Origin of the sequence: Sphingobium soli (genome assembly GCF_020782245.1) — a bacterium.
Lineage (GTDB): Bacteria > Pseudomonadota > Alphaproteobacteria > Sphingomonadales > Sphingomonadaceae > Sphingobium > Sphingobium soli.
This window is the reverse complement of record NZ_JAJGNP010000026.1, coordinates 16,003-33,810: the sequence shown is the minus strand read 5'-3', so window position 1 is coordinate 33,810 and position 17,808 is coordinate 16,003. Positions and strand designations below refer to the sequence as shown.

The 17,808-nt window shown below is 65.3% G+C and carries 16 protein-coding genes; 13 read left to right on the top strand and 3 right to left on the bottom strand.

The features are described from left to right. Positions 1-306: 306 nt before the first annotated feature. Entirely contained in the window at positions 307-1,509 is a 1,203-nt protein-coding gene (locus LL253_RS18895; RefSeq protein ID WP_013039112.1) for an aspartyl protease family protein, read from the top strand. On the opposite strand, the gene LL253_RS18890 is transcribed toward LL253_RS18895, so the two are convergent. Next, positions 1,503-1,919 (bottom strand): MerR family transcriptional regulator, encoded by a 417-nt coding sequence (locus tag LL253_RS18890; RefSeq protein ID WP_004212867.1) that lies wholly within the window; start codon positions 1,917-1,919, stop codon positions 1,503-1,505. The genes LL253_RS18895 and LL253_RS18890 overlap by 7 nt on opposite strands. A 78-nt stretch (positions 1,920-1,997) precedes the next feature. Here LL253_RS18890 and LL253_RS18885 point away from each other — a divergent pair, with 78 nt between their 5' ends. From LL253_RS18885 to LL253_RS18830, 12 genes are all read left to right on the top strand, one after another. Beyond that, complete coding sequence (locus tag LL253_RS18885) at positions 1,998-2,624, top strand: cation transporter (RefSeq protein WP_004212870.1); 627 nt, start codon at positions 1,998-2,000, stop codon at positions 2,622-2,624. Then, positions 2,624-4,591 carry an FTR1 family protein gene (locus LL253_RS18880; RefSeq protein ID WP_228228113.1) on the top strand — a complete coding sequence of 656 codons (1,968 nt, stop codon included), beginning with the start codon at positions 2,624-2,626 and terminating at the stop codon, positions 4,589-4,591. Before LL253_RS18885 ends, LL253_RS18880 begins: the two co-directional genes overlap by 1 nt. Before the next feature lie 73 nt (positions 4,592-4,664). Beyond that, positions 4,665-4,961, top strand: coding sequence for a hypothetical protein (locus LL253_RS18875; protein WP_007406840.1), 297 nt, complete (start codon positions 4,665-4,667; stop codon positions 4,959-4,961). Between the two features lie 60 nt (positions 4,962-5,021). Beyond that, positions 5,022-6,299, top strand: coding sequence for a TolC family protein (locus tag LL253_RS18870; protein ID WP_004212875.1), 1,278 nt, complete (start codon positions 5,022-5,024; stop codon positions 6,297-6,299). After that, positions 6,299-7,477, top strand: a complete 1,179-nt coding sequence (locus LL253_RS18865) for an efflux RND transporter periplasmic adaptor subunit (RefSeq protein WP_004212877.1) — start codon at positions 6,299-6,301, stop codon at positions 7,475-7,477. Before LL253_RS18870 ends, LL253_RS18865 begins: the two co-directional genes overlap by 1 nt. 3 nt (positions 7,478-7,480) lie before the next feature. Beyond that, a complete protein-coding gene (locus LL253_RS18860; RefSeq protein ID WP_004212878.1) occupies positions 7,481-10,726 on the top strand; it encodes an efflux RND transporter permease subunit in 3,246 nt (1,081 codons plus the stop codon). Between the two features lie 53 nt (positions 10,727-10,779). Next, entirely contained in the window at positions 10,780-11,268 is a 489-nt protein-coding gene (locus LL253_RS18855) for an SRPBCC domain-containing protein (RefSeq protein ID WP_013849881.1), read from the top strand. Beyond that, positions 11,265-11,642 carry a hypothetical protein gene (locus tag LL253_RS18850; RefSeq protein WP_009824022.1) on the top strand — a complete coding sequence of 126 codons (378 nt, stop codon included), beginning with the start codon at positions 11,265-11,267 and terminating at the stop codon, positions 11,640-11,642. Before LL253_RS18855 ends, LL253_RS18850 begins: the two co-directional genes overlap by 4 nt. Positions 11,643-11,689: 47 nt before the next feature. Then, positions 11,690-12,103, top strand: coding sequence for a hypothetical protein (locus tag LL253_RS18845; RefSeq protein WP_004212881.1), 414 nt, complete (start codon positions 11,690-11,692; stop codon positions 12,101-12,103). A 3-nt stretch (positions 12,104-12,106) separates the two neighbouring features. Further along, positions 12,107-12,793: a ZIP family metal transporter gene (locus LL253_RS18840; protein WP_004212882.1), complete on the top strand. Its 687-nt coding sequence runs from the start codon at positions 12,107-12,109 to the stop codon at positions 12,791-12,793. Beyond that, positions 12,790-13,398 (top strand): cation transporter, encoded by a 609-nt coding sequence (locus LL253_RS18835; protein ID WP_004212885.1) that lies wholly within the window; start codon positions 12,790-12,792, stop codon positions 13,396-13,398. Before LL253_RS18840 ends, LL253_RS18835 begins: the two co-directional genes overlap by 4 nt. Further along, the gene (locus LL253_RS18830; protein ID WP_004212886.1) at positions 13,395-15,896 is read left to right on the top strand and encodes a heavy metal translocating P-type ATPase; all 2,502 of its coding nucleotides are present in this window, start codon (positions 13,395-13,397) and stop codon (positions 15,894-15,896) included. The genes LL253_RS18835 and LL253_RS18830 overlap by 4 nt, the downstream gene beginning before the upstream one ends. Before the next feature lie 130 nt (positions 15,897-16,026). Here the strand turns inward: LL253_RS18830 and LL253_RS18825 are convergent, their stop codons facing one another. Next, positions 16,027-16,509, bottom strand: coding sequence for a c-type cytochrome (locus tag LL253_RS18825; protein WP_021224435.1), 483 nt, complete (start codon positions 16,507-16,509; stop codon positions 16,027-16,029). Between the two features lie 12 nt (positions 16,510-16,521). Next, the gene (locus tag LL253_RS18820) at positions 16,522-17,757 is read right to left on the bottom strand and encodes a molybdopterin-dependent oxidoreductase (protein WP_021224436.1); all 1,236 of its coding nucleotides are present in this window, start codon (positions 17,755-17,757) and stop codon (positions 16,522-16,524) included. Between the last annotated feature and the right edge of the window lie 51 nt (positions 17,758-17,808).

The following is a 17,808-nucleotide window of genomic DNA, read 5'->3' as shown; positions in this document are numbered from 1 at the left end:
AGCCGGTAGCCGCGTAGCGACGCTCGCCGACAAATAGCGCGATCAGAATGCCGCCACTTAGCGCGAGCGTTTACACCGTTCGCGGTCCCGATCGGCCCAGCGTCCCCCGGAACCGTTCGTTATCGGGAAGGCATCTAAGCGGTCTGCACCATCCTTCATCTAAAGTTCTCCAAGCGCTTCTGAGGATTTTCGGGCGCACCAAAAGCACTTGCTCCTCCAGTGGCTGGAGCATGTAACCGCAATTTGCTCTCCTGCGGACGGGGGGCTGGAGGTGGCTTTTTGACGGCCCGTGTTGAAGCAATCGGTATGTCTCGACGCTCATTAGTGGCGCGGCTGGTGGCCTGTGGAACCGGCTTGGTGCTCGGTTCTCCAACGCTCGCGCGACAGACTTCCCGGTCTGCGGGCTCGTGGAACTTCGGTGCGGCTCACCTCGAATGGGAGCCGCTGGAAGTCGGCACGGGTGATACCCTCCTTGTTTCGGCACAAGTGCGCGGAGTGCCGGTGCGGGCGGTGCTCGACAGTGGCAGCGGCGCGTCGATCATGAGCACGGCGCTCGCGGCGAAGCTCGGCTTGAACGATGGTGAGCGGCGCATGATTAGCGGGCTGAGCGCCAAGGCCCCGGTGCTGCTGGTCCGCGACATCGACGTACAGCTCGCCCGCGAAACCCGTCGCTTACCCTTTGCCGTCGTTGGTGATCTGAGTTCAGTGTCGGCGGCCTTCGGACGACCGATCGATATCCTCCTCGGTGCCGATATGTTCACGGGTAGCTGCATCGCGCTCGATTTCGCGAAAAGGCGTATGGCGGTCGTCAAGTCAGGCACGTTTCTCGCCGGTCCCGACTGGCGCGCTGTCGCGCTCGGGCGCGGTGCCAAGCAGGAGCTGTTCATTCGAGCTTCCGTCTCGGGTTTGCCTCCCGTGCCCTTGATGATCGATCTTGGCAGCTCGGCCGCGCTGATGCTCTCGTCGGCCTATGCCCGCGATCAAGGGCTGTTGAACGGGAAGCTCGTCTCGACCGCGGCGATCGGCGGCGTCGATGGTGTGCGTATCAACGATGCTTTCACGATCCAGAACATCAACATCGAAGGGCTTGGCGTCTCGAACGTCCCCACACTCGGGATGAGAGCTTGGCTCTCCACCAGCACGGTTGGCAATGTCGGCCTACCGCTGATCGCTCAATTCGACGTGGTGTTCGACGTGACCGCCGGATTCGTGTGGCTCCGGCCACTCGGTCCTCGTCGTCGCCTGCCGATGCTGAAGGACCGTAGCGGCCTTGGCCTCGCAGCCTCACCAACGGCGCTCACCGTTGTTCATGTGGCGGCGAACAGTCCCGCGGAAAAGGCTGGCTGGGCGGTCGGCGACCGGATCGTGGCGGTGAACGGCCATTCGATCGATGCGAACTATACGCGTGGGGAGCTCTGGCAAGTGCGCTCCCGGCCTGCTGGCACCCTCGTAAAGCTGACGATGGCCTCGGGTGATGTGCGCGAGCTCAGGCTGGCCGATTATTATTGATCGGCTTGAGGGTGGCCTTTGCCGATCGCCTTCATGATCCGACAATCGGCCATGCGCGCCTTGGTGCAGCTCTGGCTGAGCATTGCCAACTCATCCCGCAACACCGCGAGTTGCGCCAGTCTCTCCTCCACATCCTTGAGGTGCTGAGCAGCGATAGCTGAGGCGGCACCACAATCCTGGTCCGGGTTCTGCGCCAGCCCCATCAACGAACGGATCTCGTCGACGGAGAAGCCAAGCCGGCGACCGTTGCGGATGAAGTGCAAACGCTCAATGTCACTGGCATCGTAGGTTCTGCGACCCGACGCCGTGCGAGGGGCGGATCGGAGCAACCCGATCGACTCATAAAAGCGGATCGTCGTCACCTTCGTCGAGGTCTCGCTGGCGAGCTGCCCAATCATCACCGGCTTCATCATGCCATCCTTGCTTATGCGAACGTGTCGCACATTTCGCTTGCTTCTACAGCGACTGGAGGTGGTAAGGAAGGCCGCATGAATGCTTCTACCGAAAGCTGCGGGTGCCACGGGGAGCCCGCGCGCGCGCAAACCGATCCGGCCTATCGCCGTGCGCTGCTGACCGTCGTGGTGCTCAACCTCGGCTTCGGAGTCGCCGAGCTGTTCGGCGGGTTCATCGCCGATAGCCAAGCGCTGAAAGCGGATTCCCTCGATTTTCTCGGGGACGGGTCGATCAGCCTTATCGGTCTTCTCGCGCTTGCCTGGTCCGCACGGGCGAGGGCAAAGGTCGCGCTGACGCAGGGGTTGTTTCTCGGTGCGCTTGGCGTGGGCGTAATCGGTTTCGCGATTTGGCGCGCCCTGAACGCAACCGCGCCCGATGCCGAACTGATGGGCACAATCGGCGTTGTCGCGCTCGCGATCAATGTCGTGTCCGCCTTGGTGCTTGCGCGTTTCCGGGAAGGGGACGCCAATGTTCGCGCGATCTGGCTGTTCAGCCGCAACGACGCGCTCGCCAACGTGGCGGTGATCGCCGCGGCCGGTCTGGTGGCGTGGACAGGAAGCGCCTGGCCGGACCTCGCCGTCGCCGGCCTCATCGCCCTCCTGTTCCTCCACTCCGCTTATGAAATCGTCACTGGCGCTCGGCGCGAATTGGGAGAGCGGTAGTGCGTCTGCTCGCGTTGATCCGGGCAATGCTCTCGTTGCGGCTGCTCTCCGCGCTCGCGGCGCTGCTGATCCCTGCTGCGGCAATCGCCGAACCCGGCGACGTGCAAACCGCATGGCGGCTGCTCGACTATATGGCCGTCGATTATGGCGGCGCGGTCGCCAACGGTCGGATCAAGAGCACGTCGGAATATGCCGAGATGACGGAGTTCGCCGCGTCGGTCTCGACACGGCTTCAGGGCCTGCCGGCGAAGCCGGAGCGTCAAGCCCTCATCCAGCGGGCTGCCAACCTCCAGGCGGTGATCGCGGAAAAGGGACCGACTGAACAGGTGGCAACATTGGCGCACGGGCTCGCGGCCGATCTGTTGCGCGCCTACCCGGTGCCGCTCGCGCCCGATAAGGCTCCGAACCTCGTCTCCAGCGATGCACTGTTCCGACAATCCTGCGCGTCCTGCCACGGGATGACGGGCAACGGCCGTGGCCCTGACGCCGCCAAGCTCGCTACGCCCCCGATTGCTTTCACCGATGCCGAGCGCGCGCGCCAGCGCAGCGTGTTCGCGCTCTATCAGGTGGTGACGCAAGGCATCGACGGGACCGCGATGCAGAGCTTCGCCGATCTGCCCAACGATCAGCGCTGGGCGTTAGCATTCCGAGCCGGGAGCTTCGCCTTCACGGATGCGCAGGCGCGCGAAGGCGAGCGGCTTTGGAAATCCGACCCGACCCTTCGCCGGCGCATTCCGGACCTGAAAACCCTGGTCGCGCTCACCCCGGCCGCGCTCGGCGCGGCGATCGGCGACGCCAAGGCTGACCCAGTGCTCGCGTTCCTGCGTCGTCATCCCGAACAGGTGATACAACAGGCTCCCGGCTCGCTCGCGGTCGCCCGCGCCAAACTCGCCGAAAGCGTGGCGGCTGCGCGGCGCGGCGATGCGCGCATGGCGAAAGAGCTGGCGCTGTCGGCCTATCTCGATGGGTTCGAGCCGATCGAGCCAACACTCACCGCGCGCGACGCGACGCTGATGGGTCGAATCGAGGGCGCGATGGGGGAGTTCCGCGCCTCGATCGACCGGGGCGCGTCGCCCGATGATCTCGCGGAGAAGGTCGCAGTACTGGGCGGCCTTTTCGACGATGCGGAAGCGGCGCTCGCGCCTGATGCCGCCACCGAAGCGTCCACGTTCCTGGGCGCGTTCACGATCCTGCTGCGTGAAGGGCTCGAAGCCCTGCTCATCGTTGTCGCCATGATCGCGTTCCTGCGTAAAGCCGAGCGCGGCGAGGCGCTGCGGTACGTGCATGGCGGCTGGGTCAGCGCGATCATCGCGGGCGGGATCACCTGGGCGGTCGCCACCTATGCGATCGGGCTCAGCGGTGCGAGCCGGGAGCTGACGGAAGGGTTTGGCTCGCTGTTCGCCGCGGTCGTGCTGCTCTCGGTCGGGATTTGGATGCACGGCAAGGCGCAGGCCGATCAGTGGCAGCGCTATATTCGCGAGAAGATGTCGCGGGCGCTCTCGGGCGGGTCGGGCTGGTTCCTGTTCGGGCTGGCGTTCGTCGTAGTTTATCGCGAGGTCTTCGAGACGATCCTGTTCTATGCCGCGCTTTCGGCGCAAGGTGACAACGGGATGCTTCTCGCGGGGGCCGGGTCGGCGATTGGACTGCTCAGCCTGATCGCTTGGGCCATGCTTCGCTACAGTCGCAAGCTGCCGATCGCGCAGTTCTTCCGCTATAGCTCCTGGCTCATGGCGGTCCTGACCGTCGTGCTGGCGGGTAAAGGCGTCGCCGCGCTCCAGGAAGCCGGCCTTATCAACATCGCACCGCTCGCGGACGTGCCACGGCTGTCGATGCTCGGCGTGTTTCCCACTTGGCAATCGGTGCTGGCGCAACTCCTGATGGCGGTCGCCATTGCGGTCGGGTTCGCCTGGAACGGGCGCGACCGATCCCGCTCGGGTTCCGGCTCAGTGACCCTTGGTTCGAATTAGTGCAATGACATGAAAACCCTTCCGTGATAGAGGCAAGCTAGTGCGAGCCTTTTTGCCTTTCCTGACATGCCTGATGCTGGTCCTGACCAGCTTCTCCGGCATGGCCCATGCCGCCGATCTGGCGGGGGGAAGCATCGCGGGCGTTGAGTTCACGGTCCATACCGCCGGTGACATCGATCAGGTGCCATCGGACTCGGACAAGAATGTCCCGCATCATCACAATTATTGTCACGGACACGACGTCGGCGCGCCTGCGCGCACGACGATGGAATATACCCCCGTCCTCACAGTGCCCAAGCCGACAATCTCCGCCTCTGCGTCGCTCGACGGCCGCACCGGCATGGTCCATTTGAGGCCCCCCCAAGCCTGACGTCCGATTTGGGCGTGCGTTGGCGCGCCCCTGTCGATCATCGTCAGGAGTCCTATTTTCATGAATCGTATCCTCGCGGCCATGCTGGCCGCAGCGTCTTGCGCCACGATGGCGCAGGCGCAGGTCGGACCGTCCGCGCCTGTTGCGCAGGATGCGCCGGTCTACACGCTTGACCAAGCGGTCAGTGCAGCGGGCGGTTCGGCCCCTGCTGCGGAAGCGGCGACAGCTGGAATCGACGCGGCCCGTGCAGGTCGCACAGTCGCCGGCTTGCGGCCCAATCCGGTGGTTCAAGGCCAAGTCGAGAATGTCATCGGCTCCGGGCCGTATCGGGGGGTCCGCAGCGCGGAAACCACGGTCGGCTTTGCGATCCCGATCGAGCTAGGCGGCAAGCGCGGCGCCCGCGTCGCGGTCGCCAATGCGCAATTGTCCCGGGCCGAGATCCAGGCCGCGATCATCGCGGCGGATGTCCGGCTTCAGGTAACGCAGCTCTATGTCGAAGCGGTCGCGGCCGATCGCCGGGTAATGACAGCCCGCGATCAGGCCCGGATCGCCAGCGATGCGCTGCGGGCCGCGAGCGTTCGCGTGCAGGCAGGGCGGGCATCGCCACTCGAGCAACAGCGCGCGGATGTCGCGCGTATCAATGCCGACGCCAATGTGGAGCGGCAGCTTCGCTTGGCCGAGGCGGCCCGCGCCAATCTGGCGCGTCGGATCGGACGGCCGATCGACGGCCTGCTCGATGACACGCTGCTCGATCGCCTTCCCGGTGTGAACGTCTATGGGCCGTTGGCACCGGTCAACACGACCGGCACACTCGCGCTGGCGGCAGCCAACGCGGATTTCTCCATTGCCGAAGCCGGCGTGCGGCTCGCGCGCGCCAATCGCGTGCCTGACCTGAACGTCGGGCCGTCGATCCGCCGCCTGGAAGCGACCAACGACATGGCGGCGGTGTTCAGCGTGTCGATCCCGATCCCGGTGTTCAACAATGGTCGCGCCGCGATTGCGCAGGCGACCGCGCAGCGGACCCAGGCGGATGCGCAGCGCCGCGTGACCGCGCTCGACATCGAACAGGCGATCACGGACGCGCAGGCGCAGGCGGCCAATGCCGCAACGACGGCTCGTGCGGCGTCGGGGCCGGCGCTGGCGGCTGCACAGGAGGCCGCCCGCATCGCGCGGATCGGCTATCGCGAGGGCAAGTTCGGCCAGCTCGAATTGCTCGATGCTGAACGCACGCTCGCCGAAACGCGGGTCGCCGCGATCGACGCGCTTGCCAATTACCAGAATGCCCGCGCGCAAGTGGAGCGACTGACCGCTCGTGCGCCCAATGGGGGGAATCAGTGATGAAGAGCTTTTATCTCGCGGGCGCGGCGTCGCTCGCCCTGCTCTTGGCTGCCTGCGGCGGCAAGGATGGCGGAAACGAGGCAACTGCCGAAGGCGCAGCTGCCAATGAGACGGCAGCGGGCACGGAAAAGGGCGGTGCTGAAGGCGGTCATGCCGGTGAAGGCGTCGTCACATTGGGTGCCGACCAGATCGCCACAGCGGGCGTCCAGGTCGGACGGCCGATCATCGGCGGGGCCGGGACGATCGAGCTGCCCGCGATCATCGAGGGCGACCCACAGGGAACGCAGGTCGTCTCGGCCGCAATTGCGGGACGCGTGGTCGCGCTCACCCGTAACCTCGGCCAATCGGTCGGACGCGGCCAGACCATTGCGGTCATCGAAAGCCGCGAGGCGGCGCAGATCAAGGGCGAGGTCGAGGCGGCGCGGGCGCGGCTTCAGCTCGCTAATTCGAACCTCGCGCGCGAACAGCGGCTGTTCGCGCAGAGAGTCTCCCCTGAACAGGATCTGATCGCCGCCCGCACAGCGGCGACGGAGGCGCGGATCGCCCTGACGCAGGCGCAGAGCATGGTTTCGGCGGCGGGTGTCGGCGGCGGCGGGCTCAACCGGCTCGGCATTGCCGCGCCGATCTCGGGCCAGATCATTGCGCGCCCCGTGACGCTGGGACAAACGGTCGCGGCGGATGCCGAACTCTATCGCATCGCCAACCTGAGCCAGGTGTCGATCGCGCTTAATCTCAAGCCCGAGGATGCGGGCCGGGTGCGTCCCGGCAATACGGTGCTGGTGAAGGCGGCAGGCCGTCAGGCGACCGCCCGCGTGACCTTCGTGTCGCCGGCGCTTGATCCGCAGACGCGGCTCGTGCCTGCGCTCGCCACCCTCGACAATCGCGGTGGCGAATGGCGGGTCGGCGAGCCTGTGACGGCAGCCGTGCAGCTCACGGGCAGCGGCGGGAGCGGGGCGGTCCGCGTGCCGACGACGGCGGTCCAGAGTTTCGAGGGCAAGTCGGTCGTGTTCGTGCGCACGCCCACCGGCTTCAAGGCGACCCCGGTCCAGCTCGGCGATGCGTCGGGCGACACGGTGATCGTCCGGTCGGGCCTGACCGGCAACGAACAGATCGCCACCACCGGAAGTTTCACGCTCAAGGCCGAGATCGGCAAGGGCGAAGCGAGCCACGAGGATTAAGCCATGATCGCCCGTATCGTAACCTGGGCGGTCGAGAAGCGCTGGCTAGTCCTGCTCCTCACCGTCATCGTCGCCGCCATCGGCGCCTTTTCCCTCTACCGGCTACCGATCGACGCGGTGCCGGACATCACCAACAATCAGGTCCAGATCAACGTCCGCGCGCCTGCCCTCTCGCCCGAGCTGGTCGAGAAGCAGGTGTCGTTTCCAATCGAAACCGCGCTCGCCGGCACCCCCGGCCTGGAATATACGCGCTCGTTGAGCCGCAACGGCTTCGCGCAGATCACGGCGGTCTTTTCGGACGCGACGGACATCTATTTCGCCCGCCAGCAGGTGGGCGAGCGTCTGCGGGGCGTGCAAGAGAATCTGCCCGACGGCGTGAACCCTGAAATGGGTCCGATCGCGACAGGCCTGGGCGAGGTGTACATGTACACCGTTCGTCTCGATCATCGCGAGGACGACAAGCACAAGCCCGGTGAACCGGGCCAACAGCCCGATGGCAGCTACATCACGCCAGAGGGCGAGCGACTGACGACCGAAGAGGACAAGGCGACCTACCTGCGCACCGCGCAGGACTGGATCGTGACGCCGCTTCTGAAGACCACACCGGGCCTCGCCGGTGTCGACTCGATTGGCGGTTACGCCAAGCAGTTCCTCGTCGTGCCCGACGTGCAGAAGCTGGCCTCGCTCGGCATCACGCTGACGGACCTGGGAAATGCGCTGGAGCGCAATAACACCAGCGTCGGCGGTGGCTTCGTCAATCGCAATGGCGAAGGTCTGGCTGTTCGCTCGGATGCGCTCGTTCGCAATGCCAGCGAGTTGGCCAGGACCGTGATCGCGACACGTAACGGCGTGCCGATCACGGTCGAACAAGTTGCGACTGTGAAGACGGGTCAGGCGATCCGCATGGGTTCGGCATCGGAGAACGGTACCGAAGTCGTCGTCGGCACGGCGATCATGCGGATCGGCGAGAACAGCCGCATCGTGTCGACCGCGGTCGCTGAGAAACTGAAGACGATCAACGCTTCGCTGCCTCCTGACGTCGTAATTCAGCCGGTGCTGAACCGCACCGAGCTGGTCAATTCGACGATCAAGACGGTCGCGAAAAACCTGTCCGAAGGCGCGGTGCTGGTCATCGTCGTGCTCTTCCTGCTGCTCGGCAACTTCCGTGCGGCCCTGATCGCGGCGTTGGTCATCCCGATCACCATGATGCTGACAGGCTTTGGTATGCTGCGCGCTGGGGTCTCGGCCAATCTGATGAGCCTTGGGGCTTTGGACTTCGGTCTGATCGTCGACGGCGCCGTCATCATTGTCGAAAACGCGCTGCGCCGGCTTGCCGAGCAACAGCATCATGAAGGCCGATTGCTCAGCGTCAAGGAACGGCTCGCGACCGTGGCAGCCGCTGCGCGTGAGATGATCCGTCCCTCTGTGTACGGGCAGGCAATCATCATCCTCGTCTACGTACCGCTGCTCACGCTGACCGGCGTGGAGGGTAAAACGTTCGGACCGATGGCGCTGACCGTCATCATCGCGCTCGCCTTCGCCTTCATCCTCTCTCTCACCTTCGTGCCGGCGATGATTGCGATCTGGCTGTCGAAGAAGGTCGAGGAGAAGGACGGCCGCATCATCACGTGGCTGAAGAAGCGCTACGAACCCGGTCTCGACCGGGCCATGAAGCGCCCGACGCTGACGATCGGTGCGGGTGTGGGAAGCCTTGTGGTGGCGGCGCTTGCTTTCACTACGCTCGGCTCGGTGTTCCTGCCGCAGCTCGACGAAGGCGATTTGCTGATCCAGTCGCTCCGCATTCCGGCAACGTCGGTCCAGCAGAGCCAGGCGATGCAGGTGCCGATCGAGCGGATGATGTCGAAGCAGCCGGAGGTGCAATTCGTCTATTCCAAGACGGGCACCGCCGAGCTGGCGGCCGACCCGATGCCGCCGAACGCGACCGACATGTTCGTCATCCTGAAGCCGCGCAAGGATTGGCCGGATCCTGAGCTTCCCAAGGAGGAGCTGGTCAGCCGGATCGAGGGTAATCTCGCGAAGATTCCGGGAAATGCCTACGAGATCACCCAGCCCATCCAGATGCGCTTCAACGAGCTGATCGCCGGCGTGCGCGGCGACATCGCGGTGAAGGTGTTCGGGGACGACTTCAACCAGATGAACCGGACGGCCGAGCAAATCGCGGCGGTGCTGCGCAGAACGCAAGGCGCAGCGGACGTGAAGGTGGAGCAGACGACCGGTCTTCCCATGCTCGACATTCGCGTCAACCGCGACGCGATGGCGCGGTTGGGCGTTACGGCTCAGGATGTGCAGGACACCGTGACTGCGACGATCGGCGGGCGAACATCGGGCCAGATCTTCGAGGGCGACCGTCGCTTCCCCGTGGTGATCCGCCTGTCGGAGGCGCAGCGTGCCGACATCGGCCTGCTCCAACAGGTGCAGGTGCCGGTGGCAGGCGGCGGCTATGTACCGCTGTCCAGCGTCGCCGAGATCAAGGTGGTCGATGGTCCGAACCAGATCAGCCGCGAGAACGGCAAGCGGCGCGTGGTGGTGCAAGCCAACGTGCGTGGCCGCGACGTCGGATCCGTCGTGGCGGATGCGCAGGCGGCGATCGGCAGCCAACTCCGGCTGCCTGCCGGCACCTATCTCGAATGGGGCGGCCAGTTCGAGAACCTCCAATCGGCAAGCGAACGGCTGAAGCTGGTCATTCCGGCTTGCTTCATTTTGATCCTGCTGCTCCTCTACGGGGCGTTGGGATCGGTCCGCGACGCCGCGATCGTGTTCACCGGCGTGCCTTTCGCGCTGGTGGGCGGCGTCCTGTTGCTGTTCCTGCGGGGCATGGACTTCTCGATCTCGGCGGCAGTGGGCTTCATCGCCCTCTCGGGCATCGCGGTCCTCAACGGCCTCGTCATGGTCAGCTCGATCCAAGATCTGATCCGATCAGGGATGAGCCGCGAGGAAGCCGCGCATGTTGGCGCGATGCAGCGTCTGCGACCCGTCATCATGACCGCGCTAGTCGCCAGCCTCGGCTTCGTGCCGATGGCGCTGGGCGAAGGCGCCGGCGCAGAGGTTCAAAAGCCTTTGGCGACGGTCGTCATCGGCGGTCTGATCTCGGCGACGCTTCTTACGCTGTTCGTGCTGCCGACACTCTATGCCCGGTTCGGGCAGAAAGTGATCGAGAAACCCGAGCACTACAATGAGGAGCATGAAGGGGACGACCACGGTCAGACCTTCGTGAACAACTTGGCCTGATGGATGGGCGGGGCGATCCGCGATCGCCCCGCCCATCTCTGGGAGATGGGGATATGCCTCGCACCATAACCAGCTCGATGCTTCACGGCGGGCCACTGCGCATCTGGTCGGCACTCACCGATCCGGATCATCGCCGGGCGTGGAGTCCGCTCGTATTTCTCGATGATCCGTCCCGGCTCGGCGACACAGAATGCACCTTTGCGATCCAGGGCATCACCCGGCCAATTCGGACGCCAGCACGGATTGATCGATTCGATAAACCGCACGCCTTCGCTTGGTCCTGCGGCATCCCCTATCTGTTCACGCTCGAAGAGCGGTACGAGCTGGCGGGGGACGATGGCGGCACCAGGCTAACGCATAGCTGCACGCTGCGCGGGGCGCTCTCCCTGCCGTTCGCGGCGATGATGTTGCGCCGCCTGCGATCCCTGATGGTCGAATCTGACGATCGCCTCGCAACCTATCTCCGCTGGCGGGTAGGTCAGCCTGCCCGGGCTATCAATCGTCAGCGCGTCCCCTTCCGCTGCAGGAGGAAGGCGCGATGATGATGCACTGTAAGCGGGTGCTGCCCGCCGTCATCCTCGTTGTCGGGCTCGCGGCGTGCTCGGAAAGAAAGCCGCCAGCCCCGCCAACGGAGCAGCAGATCCATTCGTCCGACAGCGCCGTGGCGACCGGGGAAATGGGGCGGCATAGATATCGCTGTTCCGACGGGGAACCGCTGTTCGTCGATTACAAGGACAACGGCCTGCAGATCGATTTGCGGCGCTCCAACGGGGGACCGCCGATGATGCTGACCGCGCCAGCGCAGGGCCTGCAATATGTCGGCGAAACAGCCACCGCGACCTTCAAGGGGTCGCAGCTCACCATCGTGGAAGGCGATGGCCGTACCCGGATCTGCGAGCAGGAAGGCACGCGATGAACTGCCCTGCCTTCGAACGCCACAGGGCGCTTCGTCGGAAGAGACCGATGTCTGACACGTCGATTTCAAATGTGACAACCTTGTGCGGCCTGAATCGGGCCGGTCTGGCGATCGCGCGCCTCGGCGTCGTTCTCGTCTCCGGGGCGGTTATAGGGGCGTGTAATCCAGCGCCGACCCAGCCTACCGAGCCGGCGCATGAAAAGCATCTGACGTCGAAACTAATCGCGCAGCGCATCATGTACTGCGACGACGGCACACGCGCCGATGTCGACTTCATCGATGACGGCTTGAAAATGGCCGTCACCTGGCTGCCGAAGGGCAGGACCGAGATCCTGCGCGCGCAGCGAACCGGTGACGAGTTTCGCGGCGACCATTCGCGGGCTGTCGTGGCGGGCGGATCGATCGCGTTCACGCGACGCGGGAAGATCCGCGTCTGCCACCGAACCCCGGAGGAGTCCTAGGAAATGCAGGCACTGCTCTATACGCTTGCGCCTGTGCTGGCGGTCGTGCTCGGCGCGATTGTCGCGAGCCGCACCAAGTTGAAACCTGGCCTCGTGGCGGGCCTACAGCATCTCGCTGCCGGCGTCGTGTTCGCGGCGGCAGCGACCGAAATCCTGCCGCAGGTCAAGCATGAGGCATCGCCCAGCGCGACGTTGATCGGCGGGGCGGCGGGCGTCGCGACCATGCTGGGGCTCAAGGCTCTTGAGGCCCGCTTCAAGGGGCCGATGGCGCTACTCGCCGCGATCGGCATCGACATTCTGGTCGACGGCCTGGTGCTCGGCCTCGCTTTCGTGGCGGGCGAGAAGGCAGGTCTCCTGCTGACGATCGCGCTCACTCTGGAAGTGTTATTTCTGGGACTGACGCTGACCGACGAGCTGGCGGAAACCTATCGCTCGCGCTTGCGCATCATCGTGATCGTCTCGGCATTGGCCCTGCTGCTGCCGATCGGCGCGCTCGCTGCCGTGCCGGTCGCCGCGCTGTCGCCGGTGATGATCGCCGGCTTCCTCAGCTTCGGGCTGATGGCGCTGCTCTACCTCGTCACGGAGGAGTTGCTGGTCGAGGCGCACGAGAAACCCGACACCCCGCTCATCAGCTCGATGTTTTTCGTCGGCTTCCTGGCCCTGCTGACACTTGAGGAGATGATGGGATGATCCCGGGCAACGACAACAATGGCGGGCAGGAGCGCCGCACACTGTGGATCGTCCTGCTGCTGAACGCGGCGATCGCTGCGGGCTTCTTCGTTTCCGGCTTCTTCGCGGACTCGAGCGCGCTGATCGCCAACGGCGTCGACAACCTGTCCGATACGGCTGTGTATGCGCTGAGCCTTGTGGCGCTCACCCGGGGCCAGACATGGAAGACACGCGCCGCGGTCGCTTCGGGCGTCATGCTGCTGATCTTCGCGGGCGGCATCTTGATCGATGTCGGACGGCGCTACGTGCAGGGCAGCGAGCCCATCGGACCTACCATGATGGTCATGTCCGCGATCGCCGGCGTCGTGAATTACCTCTGCCTGCGGCTGCTCCAGCGCCTCAAGGATCCGGACGTCAATCTCCGGGCCGCAACCACCTTCAGCTTCAACGACTTCATTTCCAACGGCGGCATCCTGATCGCCGGCGTGCTGGTGCTGTGGTTGGGTACCAATTGGCCGGACCTGCTGGTCGGCTTCGCCACCGCCATCATCGCCATCAAGGGCGGTGTCGAAATCCTGCGCGACGCGCGCGCCGAAACCAAGAAAAGCGAAAGGAGGTCGTCATGAACGACAAGCTCGAACTCGACATTCCAGTGTTGTTGCCGGACCTTCCTGACGCGGCCGATGCCTGCCTGGACCGTCTCGTATCAACCCTGTCAAAGCGCGAAGGTGTCGAGCGGGCGCATGTGATCTGTCTCGACGGCAACACGCCAGCGGCGCTGTGCATCCATTTCGATGCCGCCAAGCTGCCGCTGCCACGGTTGCGCGAAATGGTGCGCGCCGCAGGTGCCGAAATCACCGAGCGCTACGGCCATGCGATCTGGCAGGTGACGGGGATCAACCACGAACGTCGGGCGCGCACGGTCAGCGATGCGCTGTGCGCCTTGCCCGGCGTGGTCCAGGCAAGCGCCAGCACCAGCGGGTCTGTCCGGGTCGAATATGATCGCCGCGAAACCACCGAAGAGGAGGTGCGCGCTGCGCTTCGCAAGCTGAAGGTGAGGGTGGGCAAGCGGGTCGCTGCCGATGAACATGCCGGCCACGACCACGGCCCCGGGGGCCACGGCGCGGGCGAAGAGAAGCACGGCCCCGGCGATGGCCACGACCATAGCCACGCCGAATTTCTCGGCCCCAATACCGAGCTGATCTTCGCGCTCGCCTGTGGCGCGCTGCTGGGGATCGGCTACGCGATCGAGAGGCTGGTCGCTGGCGCGCCCGAATGGCTGCCGACCGCCTGCTATATCGCAGCCTATTTCTTCGGCGGATTCTTCACGCTGCGCGAGGCGATCGACAACCTCCGGATGAAGAAGTTCGAGATCGACACGCTGATGTTGGTCGCTGCGGCCGGCGCCGCTGCGCTGGGCGCATGGGCCGAAGGTGCGCTGCTGCTGTTCCTGTTCAGCCTCGGCCATGCGCTTGAGCATTATGCAATGGGCCGCGCCAAGAAGGCGATCGAGGCGCTGGCGAAGCTCGCGCCCGAAACCGCGACCGTGCGACGCGGCGGGCAGACCAGCGAAATCCCGGTCGAGCAGATGGTCGTCGGGGACATTGCCATCGTCCGCCCGAACGAGCGCCTGCCTGCCGACGGCTTCGTCATCAAGGGCACCAGCGCGATCAACCAGGCCCCGGTCACGGGTGAAAGCATCCCGGTCGACAAGGTGCCGGTCGCAGATGCCGCAGCGGCACGCGCCAAGCCCGATGCAGTCGACGCGGAAAGCCGGGTTTTTGCTGGTACGATCAACGGCGGCGGCGCGATCGAGATCGAGGTGACACGCCGTTCCAATGAAAGCGCGCTTGCCAAGGTCGTGAAGATGGTGAGCGAAGCGGAGACGCAGAAGTCGCCGACGCAGCGCTTCACCGACCGGTTCGAACGGATCTTCGTGCCCGCCGTCCTGGTCCTGTCAGTGCTCCTGCTGTTCGCATGGGTGGTCGTCGACGAGCCGTTCCGCGACAGCTTCTATCGCGCGATGGCGGTGCTGGTGGCGGCAAGCCCGTGCGCGCTCGCGATCGCAACGCCGAGCGCGGTCCTGTCGGGCGTTGCCCGTGCAGCGCGGGGCGGCGTGCTCGTGAAGGGCGGTGCACCGCTCGAAAACCTCGGGTCGCTCAAAGCGATCGCTTTCGACAAGACGGGCACGCTGACCGAAGGTCGTCCGCGCATCACTGATGTCGTGCCCGTCGATGGCGCCGATGAAGGCGAGTTGCTGGCGCTGGCTGTCGCCGTCGAAGCGTTGAGCGACCATCCCCTGGCCCAAGCGATCGTCAAGGACGGCCGCGAACGTCTGAACGATCGTGCCGTGCCGACTGCCGGCGACCTCAAGAGCCTGACCGGTCGGGGCGTCACCGCGAGCGTGGATGGCGAGACGGTGTGGATCGGCAAGGCCGAGATGTTCGGAAGTGAGGGCATTCCGGCGCTGGGGCAGGGCGCGCAGGACGCAATCGCGAAGCTGCGCGAGAACGGCCGCACGACAATGGTGGTCCGCAAGGGGGACCGCGACCTGGGCGCGATCGGCCTGATGGACACGCCTCGCGAAGCTGCCAAGACCGCGTTGCGTCGGCTGCACGAGATGGGCGTGTCGCGGATGATAATGATCTCCGGCGATCACCAGAAAGTCGCCGAAGCGATCGCCGACGAAGTCGGGATCGACGAAGCGTGGGGCGACCTCATGCCCGAAGACAAGGTTGCCGCGATCAAGAAGCTCGCCGGCGAAGACAAGGTCGCGATGGTGGGCGACGGCGTGAACGATGCGCCGGCGATGGCAAGCGCCACGGTCGGCATCGCGATGGGCGCGGCGGGGTCGGACGTTGCGCTGGAGACAGCCGACGTGGCGCTGATGGCCGACGATCTGGCGCACCTGCCATTCGCAGTCGGTCTTAGCCGCCATACCCGTGGAATCATCCGGCAGAACGTCTTCGTCAGCCTGGGTGTCGTCGCCTTCCTGGTGCCTGCTACCATCCTCGGCCTCGGCATTGGGCCAGCGGTGGCGGTTCATGAGGGATCGACGCTGCTCGTCGTCATCAATGCGCTCAGGCTGCTCGCCTACCGCGATCCGGCAGGGAAGGCGGCATGAAGTGGCTGATCGCCTTCGACCTCGACGGCACGCTTGCCGAGAGCAAGCGGCCGTGGCTGTTGAAAAAGTCCTACTGAAGGCTGCCGATCGTCTGTCGAAATCGCCTTTTTAGATTATGCGAGAGGTTTGCTTATCCGGTTCCACCTGAGACATCAGGAGCCACCTTGGGGTCGGGATCCTGTGCCTTGCCGGTTGCGGGTGCCGCTTTCTGGCTCGGCATAGCGGTGAGATAAGCAACGATCGCGTCAACGTCCTTCTCGGCCACCGGCGCCTTGTACACCTCACGCATCTTGGTGACGGTCGCCTTCCACTGGTCCGCCGATAGCGCAGGCTGAGTTAGCGCCATGCTGGCCGAGTGGCACGAAGTGCAGTTGGCGTTGATGACGTCGGCGTGCGGACCATCGGGGTAGGTAGCGTCATCGACCGGCAGGTCGACGCTGGTCGAGGCGAGCGAAAAGCCGCGGGCTGAGACGCTGGTGGGCGGTGCCGGCTCGGATGTCTCGGAGATCGGGGCAGGCGCCTTGCGGCTGCTCGGCGCCCCGATCGAGACGAGGATAATGCCGGTCAGGCCGATCAGGCCAGCGGCCATGATGCCGGGAGACGGGGTCTTCATGCTACTCGCTCCTCAGGCCGCGATGATGGTGGTGGTCTCGATATTGCCGCGCATGAACCCGCCCGGGTTCCAGATCGGCTTCATCGGCTGGGCGACACCGTTGGTGTTCCAGCAGCGCACCATGATCGGGTTGGCACCGCGTCGCAGCGGCACGCGACCATCCCACCGACGGAAGCTGTACCTGCCCTCGTCCGCTCCGAGCGTCGTCCTGTACCAGGTGCGGCCTCCGTCCGACGATACATCGACCTTGGCGACGCCGCAGTCGCCGCCCATCGCGATGCCGCCGACCGGGATCGATGCCTCATAGGCTATCGTCTGGCCATCGGGCAGGCTGGTCATCCAGCTGCGCGGGATCATGCGGTTGATGGGGACAGTCGGGAAGTCTCTGGCGCCGGGCGCGACATTCGCGCCCGGCGTCGCGGGGATCTTGTAGGCCTTGGCCATCCAATACTGGTCGTCGGGGCCGGGCAGTACCTCGATCGAGTTCAGCATCTTGACCCAATAGGTCGAGTACCAGCCCGGCACGATCAGCCGGCAGGGAAAGCCATTGAGGAGCGGCAGCTGCTCGCCGTTCATGCCGAAGGCGATCATCACTTCGCCGTCGCGGGCATGGTCGATGTCGAGCGCCTTCTCAAAGTCAGGGGCGCCCGCCACGACCGGTTGATCGAGCGCACCGAAGCGCACCTGCACCGCGCCTGTCTTGACCCCGGCGAGGTCGAGCACGTCGCGCAGGCGCACACCGAGCCATTTGGCATTGCCCATCGCGCCGTTGCCCCATTGCGCGCCGGCAACACGTGGCTGGAACAGCCCACGGCTGTTTCCCGAGCATTGGTTGACCGCCGCCATCTCGACCCGCGGCAGGCGCAGCAGCTGGGCGAGGCTGATCGACAGCGGTCGGTTGACGTGGCCGAAGACGTTGAGGCGGAAAGTCTCGACATCGATCGAGGTCGGGATGTCGGCCCAGTGCCAGCGGACGAAGAACTGGTCGTTGGGCGTGAACACCGACTTGTCGAACACGTCCATCGGCGTTTCCAGCAAGGGCGGATGGACACGCTGGAGGATCATGCTGCCCTTGCCGGGAAAGGCGCTGGTCATCGGCCGTTCGGCATTGCCGCCAGGCAGCTTCAGGTCGACGAGCTGCTGCGCCAGTGCCGGCGCGGCGGCAAGGCCGGCGGTACCGAGCGCGGCATGCCTGAGAAAGCGGCGACGGCTGGTCTCACTCGCCAGTTCGGCGTCGAAATTGTCCATGACAAGGCTCTCCTGTGGCCAGCCACGCTGGCGGATCGAAGGGGCGTTTCG